Origin of the sequence: Bacillus sp. EE-W1, from assembly GCF_009760835.1 — a bacterium.
Lineage (GTDB): Bacteria > Bacillota > Bacilli > Bacillales > Bacillaceae_G > Bacillus_A > Bacillus_A wiedmannii.
Map to the genome: position 1 here is coordinate 1 of NZ_WIPE01000080.1, position 12076 is coordinate 12076.

The window sequence follows — 12076 nt, forward strand, 5'->3', positions numbered from 1 at the left end:
AAGATTCGGGGCCCCGAATCTTTTTCTACTTAATATTTAATTATTAAACAAGAACCTTCATTACATTACGTACAGATTCTACAGAGCGATCTAACGCTTCTCTTTCATCTGTAAGAAGTTCTAACTCAATAATTTTTTCAATTCCGTTACCACCTAGAATTACTGGTACGCCTAAGTAAAGGTCGCTATAACCATATTCACCTTCAAGGTACGCAATAGCTGGTAATACACGGCGTTGATCTTTTAAGATTGCTTCTGTCATTTCAACTAAAGAAGCAGCTGGTGCATAATATGCACTACCGTTTCCTAATAAGCCTACAATCTCGCCGCCACCTTTACGGGTACGTTCTACGATTGCTTCTAAACGCTCTTTCGGAATTAACGTTTCTAACGGAATGCCACCTGCATAAGAATAACGTACAAGAGGTACCATATCGTCACCGTGTCCACCAAGAACAAATCCTGTAATATCTTTCACAGAAAGATTTAATTCTTGTGCAATAAATGTACGGAAACGAGCTGTATCTAATACGCCCGATTGACCGATAACACGCTCTTTCGGGAATCCTGCTTCTTTAAATACAGAATATGTCATTGCATCAACTGGATTTGTTAACACAACAATAATCGCATTTGGTGAATGTTTTGCAATGTCGCGCGTAATACTTTTCATAATTTTAGAGTTTGTTGCTACTAAGTCATCACGGCTCATACCAGGCTTACGTGCAATACCTGCTGTAATAACGACAACGTCAGAATCAGCAGTATCTGCGTAATCAGATGTTCCAATAATGTTAGCATCAAAACCTTGTACTGGGCTCGCTTCTAACATATCTAACGCTTTCCCTTTTGTTGGATTTTCCAGTTGTGGAATGTCCACTAATACAACATCTGCAAGTTCTTTTTGTGCTAATAAGAATGCTGTTGTTGCTCCTGTAAATCCTGCACCGATGACTGAAACTTTCTTGCGTTTGATTGTCATAATTTACCCCCCGCTTTAATTATGCGTTTTTGATTATCGCTACATCCATGTTTTTAATAAGTTCATTAGCGAACTCAGAACATTTCACTTCTGTTGCACCTTCCATTAAGCGTGCGAAATCATAAGTTACTACTTTTGAAGCAATTGTTTTCTCAACTGAATCAGTTACTAATTTCGCAGCTTCGTTCCATCCTAAGTGCTCTAATAATAATACACCAGAAAGAAGAACTGAAGATGGGTTTACTTTGTCTAAACCTGCATATTTTGGAGCTGTACCATGTGTAGCTTCAAAGATAGCATGTCCAGTCACATAGTTAATGTTTGCACCAGGTGCAATACCAATTCCACCTACTTGTGCAGCAAGTGCATCAGAGATGTAGTCTCCGTTTAAGTTCATTGTTGCAACAACATCGAACTCACGTGGACGAGTTAAAATCTGTTGTAAGAAGATGTCTGCAATAGAATCTTTTACGATGATTTTCCCAGCCACTTCAGCGTCTGCCATCGCTTTATTCGCTGCATCTTTACCATCTTTCTCAACGATACGATCATATTCAGCCCAAGTAAATACTTTATCGCCGAATTCTTGTTCCGCTACTTCGTAACCCCAGTTTTTGAAAGCACCTTCTGTAAATTTCATAATGTTTCCTTTATGAACTAATGTAACAGAAGAACGTTTTTCGTTAATTGCATATTGAATTGCAGCACGAACAAGACGCTTTGTCCCTTCTTCTGAGATTGGTTTAATACCAATACCAGATGTTTCTGGGAAGCGAATTTTATTAACACCCATTGCTTCTTTTAAGAAAGCAAGGACTTTTTCTGCTTCCGGAGATCCTTGTGCATATTCAATTCCAGCATAAATGTCTTCTGTATTCTCACGGAAAATAACCATATCAGTATCTTCCGGACGTTTTACAGGTGAAGGAACACCATCAAAATAACGAACTGGACGTAGACATACATATAAATCTAATTCTTGACGAAGTGCTACGTTTAGAGAACGAATACCACCGCCAACTGGAGTTGTAAGTGGACCTTTAATCGCGATTAAATATTCACGGATTAAATTTAAAGTTTCTTCTGGTAACCACTCGCCTGTTTGGTTGAATGCTTTTTCCCCTGCAAGCACTTCTTTCCAAACGATTTTCTTCTCACCATCATAAGCTTTTTCAACTGCTGCTTCTAGTACACGAGATGCAGCTGCCCAAATATCAGGACCAATTCCATCTCCTTCGATAAATGGAATAATCGGATTGTTTGGTACATTCATAACACCATTAGTTACAGTAATTTTTTCACCTGTCGTCAATGTGATAACCCCCATGTTTGAAATTTCATATGTATGAAACTGAGGGAATAACCCCTCAGTTCAAACCGTTATTTAAATTAAAATATTCTAATCATTACGTCTTTCCGAAAAAATCAGACTTTTGAAAGCGTATTTTCACTATCAAAATAGTGTTTTTCGCTTATCGTTGTGCAATTGGAACGTACACTTGATGTGTTGGTCCATTATAATCAGCACGCGGACGGATTAAACGGTTGTTTTCATATTGTTCTAGAATATGAGCTAACCAGCCTGACATACGGCTAATTGCAAAAATAGGTGTAAATAAGTCATGGTCAATTCCTAAACAATGGTATACAGAAGCTGAATAGAAATCAACATTTGGTGGAAGACCTTTTTCTTTTGTTACAATGTCTTCAATTTTGATAGACATATTATACCATTTGTCTTCTCCTAAAAGCACGCATAATCTCTTAGACATTTCGCGTAAATGTTTTGCACGCGGATCACCCTGCTCATATACACGGTGGCCAAAGCCCATGATTTTCACTTTATTTTGAAGAGCATTATGAATATATGATTCTACATTTTCTTCTTCGCCAATTTCAGTTAGCATCTTCATTACATTTTCGTTTGCCCCGCCGTGAAGAGGACCTTTTAACGCACCGATTGCTGCTGTAATACCAGAATATACATCTGAAAGTGTAGCTACACAAACGCGTGCAGTAAATGTAGAAGCGTTTAACTCATGATCTGCGTGAAGTACAAGCGCCTTGTCAAAAGCTTCAATTTCAACTTCATTTGGCTCGCGATCATTTAACATGTACAAGAAGTTTGCAGCTAATGATAAATCGTTTCTAGGCTCAACAACATCTAAACCTTTACGAATTCTTGCATAAGCAGCAACTAAAGTTCCCACTTGAGCCTGCAATTTAACCGCTTTCAAATAATTGGAGTTTTCATCCATAATTTCAGCGCTCTCATCGTATAATGATAGCATGGAAATTGCAGTTCGTAAAACAGACATCGGATGTGCGATTTTTAAATCTACTTGTTTCAAATATGTTAAAATCTCACCTGGAACTTTATAGTATTCCGATACAATCTCTTTAAATTTCGCTAGTTCTTGTTCATTAGGAAGCTTGCGATGCCATAATAAGTACACTACTTCTTCAAATGTAGCATTCTCAGCTAAATCATCAATATTATACCCAACATAAGTTAATGTATCATCAATAATAGAGCTCACAGATGATGTTGTTGCTACTACCCCTTCTAAACCTCGAATAACAGTCATGACATTCTCTCCTTTTCCTGAAAATTCTCCCAACCTTGCTCCTTATATCTATTTGCTTCCCTTTTGAATTATGAACGCCCGTTCACTCTTTAGGCAAGCAAAATGCACGATCATGCAAATTTGTTGCGATGTTCCCCTCTTATTGTCCATTGTTTACATGGAAAGCATGAGCGTGAATGTCTCCCCGAATCCTCACGCTCAAAACAACAAGTTAGTGAGGAAAATTAATCCCGAAGAGTTTTATGATAAAAACAACATAAAACAATATCATTATAAAATTGTTTTATGTTGTTTTTATTTTATCTGGTGTAAAGTCTCTGCTGTTATGTAACTTTTCAAAGTTTCTAATCCTATTATAAACAATTATCTGACTTTTGTGAACAGAAAGAATTCAAAAATTTTATATTACTATAAAATTTCTTATTTAAACATCTGTATAATACTCATAACTGCATAGGCAATTCCAGCCCCAATTAATGGACCTACAGCAACTCCATTAAATAAAGCAACCGCTATAATTGTCCCGAAAACGAGCGCAGTTGTAATATGAGGATCCGTCGTCAATAATTGTACGCCGCCTTTCGCTAACAAAGCAACCGCTACCCCTGAAGCTAAAGCAATCCATGCATAATACGATTTCGCCGCTTCTCCAAGTTGTTTAAAACCTATTTCCCCCGTTGCAATCGGTACGAGTACTGCTATTGTAATAACCGTTACACCAAGGTTAATCCCTTTCGTTTGTAGATAAGGAAAGACTTTATCTCCTAGAAACGTAAATTTCAATAAAAATAACACACCAATAGCTACAGTAAGCGATTGGTTTTTAGCAACAAGTCCTATAATAAGTAGTATGAATAAAAATAACGTTGACTGACTAATCATGTTTACACTTCCTTTCTGAAAATAATGAACTCATTTCCAAACAAAAATACCTTTAAACCTATCGTTATACATGCTATATCGATGTATATTCAACAATAACCACTTCATTTTTTATGTATTTTAAAATGCTAAACTGAGACTTTCATCATCAAAAATTTAAGCCTATATACATTTTTGAAAACGATTGTCTCTCCTTTCTTTTCTAATAAGAAACAGGTAAAATAAAAAGAAGAGAAAATGAAGTTTTTACCATATAGTAGAAGCATCAACACCAAGCTTTTACAGTCACTCATGTACTGAAAAAGCAGGAAAAATCCATCATTCCACTATAACATAAAGTGAAACTTTAATCAGTGCAGCACACTCGTTATAAGTTGAACGAATTAGGATAATCCAAATTGGAATGGGAGGTATACATCTTTGAACCGAAACTTACTATATATGATATTGCGACTCATATTTGTCATTGTAGCAACGGTAGCCGGGTTCTATGCATTACTATATATGTCAGGACTTATCTATCCTTTTATTATCGCTTTCGCATTTGCTTATTTGATTAATCCCGTCGTCAATTTCCTTAATCAAAAACTACAATTTCCTCGCGCACTAGCAGTACTCGTTAGCTTAATTCTCGTATTCGGAGCTATCGTCGGACTCGTTACATATCTTGTAACGGAAGCAATATCGGCCACAACATACTTACTACAACTTGTTACAGTAAAGTTCCCGGATATCGTTAAATTCGCAGAGCAATTTGCACTTAATCATATTATGCCTCTCTATGATGATTTAATTTCTAAATTTAATCATCTTGGGGAACCACAGCGCTATACGATTACACAAAACATTCAAAACTTAGGAACCGAAGCAACGACGCAAATGAAAGAACTTTTAACTGCTATTATAAGCGGGTTAACAAATTTCATTAGTGCATTACCAACCACTTTAACTGTCCTTGTATTCGTTTTATTAGCCACTTTCTTCATTAGTTACGATTGGCATCATCTTGCTCAGAAAGTAAGAAAATTTTTGCCCAATCGTGTTCATGGCTATGGAAAAACTATTTTTGTCGACTTAAGAAAAGCTTTATTTGGTTTTGTTAAAGCGCAACTTACACTCGTATCTATGACAACTGTTATTGTACTAATCGGACTTTTAATATTACGCGTACCATACGCCATTACTATCGCGATTATTACAGGGGTTGTAGATTTACTCCCGTATTTAGGAACAGGTGCCGTCTTCGTTCCTTGGGTTATATACGTATTTTTCACTGGCGATACTGCTTTCGCCATCGGTCTTCTCATCTTATACATCGTCGTGATTGTCCAAAGACAAATTATGGAGCCTAAAGTACTTTCATCTAATATCGGCCTCGATCCATTAGCAACACTGATCGCTCTATTTGTCGGCTTTAAGCTTTTTGGCTTTTTAGGATTAATCATCGGTCCAGTCATCTTAGTACTACTTAATACATTGCACAAAGCTCGTGTATTCCATGATTTGTGGAAATATATTAAAGGCTCACCTTCAAAATAATAGTTTCTAATTCATATACAACAAAAAACTTATATGTAATCAGTGGGAATTTCCCACTGATTATTCCTTATACTTGTTTTTCACACTCATTACATACAACAAGAGATTTTCCCACAAAAAGGATAATACTCTTGTTTTTTTGCATAGAAAACGCATATTCCGAGGTATTTTTACATATTTATTCTATTATTTTTATAATTATCACTTACATTTATTACTTTTTATGTAAATGAATAAATATGCAAAATGGTATAAAATAAGACTTAAACTAACATTTTTCCTGTTCGTATCTAACTTTTCCATACCAATTGATTCTTTTTATATACAAAAACCAGCTTGAGTTCATATGAATTTCCCTACAACACACTCATTAAGAACTACCTCCATATCCAATCGAAAAATACATAGCAAATATAATAAGGCAAAACTATGATCAGTAAGGATTTTGTCCACCACCGATTATTAACTTTCACCAACCGGACTTGTATGAGCAGTCTGATTTCCACTTAACTCCTTCGCATTCACCACATTTTAAGGCATGATACAGCAAAACTTTAATCAACAGAACTTCATCCATCTCTCATCCTTTTGCGGGCAAAAAAATAGTGCTTAGATCGCTATAATCTAAGCACTATTTCTGCACAATAATAGTAGAACTCTTTCTGAACTTCCATTCCATCCACTTCATAACAAATGGCTTCAACAAAGCCCTCGTCATAGGGATAACGAAGATCAAACCTATTATATCCGTTACGTATCCAGGAAGTACCAAAAGAATACCTCCTACAAAGATAAAAATACCATCCAGTACCGCTCCTCCTGGCATTTCTCCTCTATTCAACTTAGATTGAATCTCTCTAAGCACTTTAAATCCTTGTCTTTTCGCTAAATAGACACCTACAACACCCGTAAATACAATCATAGCGAACGTAGACCATAAACCTATTACATGACTCGATCCAATTAAGACTGTAATCTCAATCGCCGGTATTAAAATAAACAAGAATAGTAACCACTTCATAGTTCTACACTCCTCTCACTCATCACTTTAAACGAACCCAGAGCGTCCGTATACGCTACACAGAAACTAAACACCTTTCCCTATTGAACCTCGTAACAAACGGATTTTAAACGTAATTCCAGGCGTTTCAAGCTGATTCCACCTCGTTTTTGTGTAAAAAAAAGAGAAGGACTCCGATCCTTCTCTTCGTATTACTTATAGCACTTCCGCATGTCCATTATAAACAATTCCGCGTGCTGCATCAACTGTTACTTCTTGGCCATTTTTTAAAGTTGCTGTTACGCCGTTTACACCAACGATAACAGGAATACCGATTGATACACCTACAACAGCCGCATGGCTTGTTAGACCGCCTTCTTCTACAACTAGAGCAGCAGCTTTTTCGATTGCAGGAATCATATCTTTATCAGTGCTTGTTGTAACAAGGATATCACCTTTGTTTACGTTCGCTACAGCTTCAGCAGCTGTTTTCGCTACAACTACTTTACCTTTTGCAGCTTTACGACCGATTCCTTGTCCTTTCGCAACTTCTTCACCAACAACATGGATTTTCATTAAGTTTGTTGTACCAGTTTCAGCAACTGGAACACCAGCAGTGATTACTACAGTGTCTCCAAGTCCAATTAGACCTGCATCCATACCTGTTTGAATTGCAGTATCTAACATTTCGTCAGTAGACGCTGCACGTTTTCCAGCCATAAATGCTTGTACCCCCCAAACAAGTGCAAGACGACGTCCTACTTGCTCGTCAGATGTTACAGCTACGATTGGAGATTTCGGACGGTATTTAGAGATCATTTTCGCAGTATGTCCACTTTCTGTTGGAGCTACGATTGCAGCTACATCAAGAGCAAGTGCTGTATGCGCAACAGATTGGCTAATTGCATCTGTAATTGTTGGAGTGAACTCTTTAATACGTTTTTTGAACATATCTTCATATTGTAATGATTTTTCAACACGTACTGCAATGTTAGCCATCATTGTTACTGCTTCTACTGGGTATTGACCAGCAGCTGTTTCACCTGAAAGCATGATTGCATCTGTACCATCGAAGATTGCGTTAGCTACGTCACTTGCTTCCGCACGAGTTGGACGTGGGTTACGTTGCATAGAATCTAACATTTGTGTCGCAGTAATAACCGGTTTACCTAACACGTTACATTTTTTGATTAGACGTTTTTGTACTAATGGTACTTCTTCTGGTGGAATTTCTACACCCATATCACCACGAGCTACCATTAAACCGTCAGAAACTTCTAAGATTGAATCGATGTTATCGATACCCTCTTGGTTTTCGATTTTTGGTACAATTTGGATGTATTGAGCGTTATGCTCTTCTAATAATTCACGGATTTCTAATACGTCAGATGCTTTACGTACGAATGAAGCTGCGATGAAATCAACTTTTTGCTCGATACCGAAGACGATATCTTTTACGTCTTTTTCAGTGATACCAGGAAGCTTAATGCTTACGTTTGGTACGTTAACACCTTTTTTATTTTTTACAGTTCCGCTGTTTAAAACTTTTGTACGGATGTTTCCGTCAGCTTTTTCGATTACTTCTAGTTCGATAAGACCGTCATCGATTAGAATACGAGAACCTGGGTCTACATCGTCATAAAGACCAGCATAAGATACAGAGAACTTCTCTGCAGTACCTAATACTTGCTCAGTAGAAAGAACTACTTCTGCACCTGTTACAAGCTCAGCTTGTCCGTCTACGAAGTCGTGAGTACGGATTTCTGGACCTTTTGTATCAAGTAAGATACCAACTGTTTTACCAGTTTTCTTTGAAGCTTCACGAATGTTTTTAATACGAGCGCCGTGCTCTTCATGGCTACCATGAGAGAAGTTTAAACGAGCAACGTTCATACCCGCTTCGATTAATTGTTCTAATTTCTCAATACTTTCACTAGCAGGACCTATAGTACATACAATTTTAGTTTTACGCATATTGCACCTCCGAAAATTATGAAACCGTTCCCAAATATCCGACATTAAGCCGATTAGATGGATAATTCTTTAGATAATTGATACATATCTTTATCGATTGTATGCTTTTGAGCTAACGCTTCGATAATATCATGATCAACAAGTTTATTATCTTGAATACCTACACAGCGTCCACCTCTACCAGCAATTAATAATTCAACTGCTCTTGCGCCAAGACGACTTGCTAATACACGGTCTTGTGCACTTGGTGATCCACCACGTTGTACGTGACCTAATACAGTTACACGAGTATCAAAGTTTGTTGCTTCTTCAATGTGCTTACCGATGTCAATTGCACTTCCAACACCTTCAGCCACAATGATAATACTGTGTTTTTTACCACGTTCACTACCACGCTTCAGACGAGCAATAACATCTTCCATGTCATACTCTTCTTCTGGAATTAAGATTGTTTCGGCACCATCAGCTAAACCAGCCCATAATGCGATATCTCCAGCATGACGTCCCATTACTTCGATAACATATGTACGTTCATGAGATGTAGCTGTGTCACGAATTTTATCAATTGCATCAATAACAGTATTTAAAGCTGTATCGAAACCAATTGTGAAGTCTGTTCCAGGAATATCATTGTCGATTGTACCTGGTACACCAACACATGGGAATCCTTGTTCAGTTAATTTTTTAGCACCTTGGTAAGAGCCATCTCCACCAATAACAACAAGTCCTTCGATACCGTGTTTCTTTAATTGCTCGATACCTTTTAGTCGTACTTCTGGATCTTTAAACTCAGGACATCTTGCTGTATATAATTTCGTACCACCACGGTGGATAATATCGCCAACAGAACCAAGTTCTAATTTTTCAATATGACCAGAAATTAAACCCGCGTATCCATGGTAAATACCATATACTTCAATATCATGGAAAATCGCTTTACGAACAACTGCACGAATGGCAGCATTCATACCAGGTGAATCTCCACCACTTGTTAATACACCAATACGTTTCATTTGTACTCACCTCATAAAGATTATTTGCCTTATAATAAAATAACACGAAAAAATATAAAAACACAATGGAGAAGATGTGTCTTTTCATAATAAAAACGTGCATTCGCGAAGAGGAACGCACGCTTTTATTATTTTATCCCAATGGAAGCGTTTGAAAACGAAACTTGCCCAATTTTCATATATTTTTCATAACGTTTTTCGATTAATTCATCTTTCGAAATTCCGCTTAATTGTTCAAAAGTTTTCTTAAGCATTAAATCTATATTTTCTGATTGTTTTAAAATGTTACGATGCGCTCCACCTTTTGCCTCTGGAATAATTTCGTCAATTACACCTAATTCTTTCAAATCTAATGCTGTAATTTTCATCGCTTCTGCAGCTTCTTTTGCTTTACCAGCGTCTTTCCAAAGAATTGCCGCCGCACCCTCTGGTGTAATAACAGAATACGTGGAATTTTCCAGCATATGAATGTAATCTCCTACTCCAAGACCTAACGCACCACCACTACCACCTTCACCGATAACAATACAAATAACAGGTACCGTTAAACCCGCCATTTCAAATAAGTTACGGGCAATCGCCTCACTTTGTCCACGTTCTTCAGCTGCTTTACCAGGATAAGCTCCCTTCGTATCGATGAAACAAATAATAGGACGATTAAACTTTTCCGCTTGTTTCATTAGACGCAGTGCTTTTCGATATCCTTCTGGATGAGGCATCCCAAAATTACGACGAATATTTTCTTTCGTATCTTTTCCGCGTTGGTGCCCAATTACAGTTACAGGCATCCCCTTATATTTCGCAATGCCGCCGACAATCGCTGCATCGTCGCCAAATAGGCGATCTCCATGACATTCAAAAAAATTAGTAAATAAGTGCTCAATATAATCGAGCGTTGTCGGTCGTTCTGCATGACGAGCAATTTGAACACGGTCCCATACTTTCATATTGCCGTATATATCTTCCTCTAATTTTTCTAGCTTGTCTTCCAAAATACGAATCTCCTCACTGAAGTCCATCTGGCTGTTTTTCGTATAGTCTTTCAGTTCACGAATCTTATTTCTTAGCTCAACAACTGGTTTCTCAAATTCTAGCTCTGCCATACAGCCATTTCCCCTCCTTGATGAACTTCTAAAATCTTACGGAGTGATTCTCTCATATCATCACGATGCACAACCGCATCTAATTGACCGTGCTCTAATAAAAATTCTGCCGTTTGGAAATCTTCCGGTAGTTTTTCACGCACTGTTTGTTCAATTACACGTCTACCAGCAAATCCGATAAGTGCACCTGGCTCTGCAAGATTGTAATCACCAAGTGAAGCGAAACTCGCTGAAACCCCGCCCGTCGTTGGGTGAGTCATAACAGAAATAAATAACCCTCCTGCATTACTATGCTTTTTCAAAGCTACGCTTGTTTTTGCCATTTGCATTAAACTTAATATCCCTTCTTGCATACGGGCACCACCCGACGCAGTAAAGATAATAAATGGAACTTGTAAGTCGTATGCTTTTTCAACTGCACGGGCAATTTTCTCTCCTACAACAGAGCCCATGCTGCCCATTCGAAAACGAGAATCCATTACTGCAACAACAACAAGCATGTCATCAATTGTTCCTTCACCAGTTACAACCGCTTCGTTCAATTTAGTCTTCTTACGATCGCTCTCTAGTTTCTCTTCGTATCCTGGAAACTCGAGTGGATTTAATGAAACCATTTCTTTGTCATACTCACGGAATGACCCTTCGTCCAATATACTATCAAGACGTTCCCATGCATTCATAGGATGATGATATCCACAATTCACACATACTTTTAAATTTTTTAGAAGCTCTTTCGTATACATGATTTTTTTACATTTCGGACATTTTGTCATAACGCCATCTGGTACATCTTTTCGTACTTGTTCTGAAGGTATTGCAGCGTACTTTTTCTTTTTCACGAATAAATCTCTTAGCACAATTTGACCCCCTTCGTTGAGAGCTAAGGTTAGCGCAAGAAGAAAATTGGGCTAACACCAAAGTTTGATGTTAGCCTTATCTTCTCAATCTGTCTAATAACCTCACTCTTTACGTTTAACTTTAACCGCTACGCGATA

At 37.6% G+C, this 12076-nt stretch carries 10 protein-coding genes; 1 reads left to right on the forward strand and 9 read right to left on the reverse strand.

The window, feature by feature from the left end:
* Positions 1-43: 43 nt before the first annotated feature.
* From mdh to GFJ36_RS23660, 4 genes are all read right to left on the reverse strand, one after another.
* Positions 44-982 (reverse strand): malate dehydrogenase, encoded by a 939-nt coding sequence (gene mdh / locus GFJ36_RS23645; protein ID WP_000153236.1) that lies wholly within the window; start codon positions 980-982, stop codon positions 44-46.
* Positions 983-1001: 19 nt separating this feature from the next.
* Complete coding sequence (gene icd / locus GFJ36_RS23650; protein ID WP_000206896.1) at positions 1002-2294, reverse strand: NADP-dependent isocitrate dehydrogenase; 1293 nt, start codon at positions 2292-2294, stop codon at positions 1002-1004.
* A 160-nt stretch (positions 2295-2454) separates the two neighbouring features.
* Positions 2455-3603 (reverse strand): citrate synthase, encoded by a 1149-nt coding sequence (gene citZ / locus GFJ36_RS23655; protein ID WP_000503659.1) that lies wholly within the window; start codon positions 3601-3603, stop codon positions 2455-2457.
* Positions 3604-3990: 387 nt separating this feature from the next.
* Positions 3991-4452, reverse strand: coding sequence for a DUF441 domain-containing protein (locus GFJ36_RS23660; protein ID WP_000625511.1), 462 nt, complete (start codon positions 4450-4452; stop codon positions 3991-3993).
* Between the two features lie 420 nt (positions 4453-4872).
* Between GFJ36_RS23660 and ytvI the strand changes: the two genes are divergently transcribed.
* Positions 4873-5991, forward strand: coding sequence for a sporulation integral membrane protein YtvI (gene ytvI / locus GFJ36_RS23665; protein ID WP_088064550.1), 1119 nt, complete (start codon positions 4873-4875; stop codon positions 5989-5991).
* A 631-nt stretch (positions 5992-6622) separates the two neighbouring features.
* Here ytvI and GFJ36_RS23670 read toward each other — a convergent pair.
* From GFJ36_RS23670 to accD, 5 genes are all read right to left on the reverse strand, one after another.
* Entirely contained in the window at positions 6623-7012 is a 390-nt protein-coding gene (locus tag GFJ36_RS23670; protein WP_048544357.1) for an FxsA family protein, read from the reverse strand.
* A 195-nt stretch (positions 7013-7207) separates the two neighbouring features.
* Positions 7208-8965 carry a pyruvate kinase gene (gene pyk / locus GFJ36_RS23675; RefSeq protein ID WP_001232677.1) on the reverse strand — a complete coding sequence of 586 codons (1758 nt, stop codon included), beginning with the start codon at positions 8963-8965 and terminating at the stop codon, positions 7208-7210.
* Positions 8966-9018: 53 nt separating this feature from the next.
* Positions 9019-9978, reverse strand: a complete 960-nt coding sequence (pfkA, locus tag GFJ36_RS23680; RefSeq protein WP_000821162.1) for a 6-phosphofructokinase — start codon at positions 9976-9978, stop codon at positions 9019-9021.
* Positions 9979-10106: 128 nt separating this feature from the next.
* Positions 10107-11081, reverse strand: coding sequence for an acetyl-CoA carboxylase carboxyl transferase subunit alpha (accA, locus tag GFJ36_RS23685; protein WP_000818786.1), 975 nt, complete (start codon positions 11079-11081; stop codon positions 10107-10109).
* The gene (gene accD, locus GFJ36_RS23690) at positions 11069-11938 is read right to left on the reverse strand and encodes an acetyl-CoA carboxylase, carboxyltransferase subunit beta (protein ID WP_000942866.1); all 870 of its coding nucleotides are present in this window, start codon (positions 11936-11938) and stop codon (positions 11069-11071) included. The genes accA and accD overlap by 13 nt, the downstream gene beginning before the upstream one ends.
* Positions 11939-12076 lie beyond the last annotated feature (138 nt).

What these genes read in the sequence shown, in the direction of transcription:
- mdh (WP_000153236.1), bottom strand. Translation starts at nt 982, where the DNA reads ATGACAATCAAACGCAAGAAAGTTTCAGTCATCGGTGCAGGATTTACA.
- GFJ36_RS23660 (WP_000625511.1), bottom strand. Translation starts at nt 4,452, where the DNA reads ATGATTAGTCAGTCAACGTTATTTTTATTCATACTACTTATTATAGGA.
- GFJ36_RS23670 (WP_048544357.1), bottom strand. Translation starts at nt 7,012, where the DNA reads ATGAAGTGGTTACTATTCTTGTTTATTTTAATACCGGCGATTGAGATT.
- pyk (WP_001232677.1), bottom strand. Translation starts at nt 8,965, where the DNA reads ATGCGTAAAACTAAAATTGTATGTACTATAGGTCCTGCTAGTGAAAGT.
- pfkA (WP_000821162.1), bottom strand. Translation starts at nt 9,978, where the DNA reads ATGAAACGTATTGGTGTATTAACAAGTGGTGGAGATTCACCTGGTATG.
- accA (WP_000818786.1), bottom strand. Translation starts at nt 11,081, where the DNA reads ATGGCAGAGCTAGAATTTGAGAAACCAGTTGTTGAGCTAAGAAATAAG.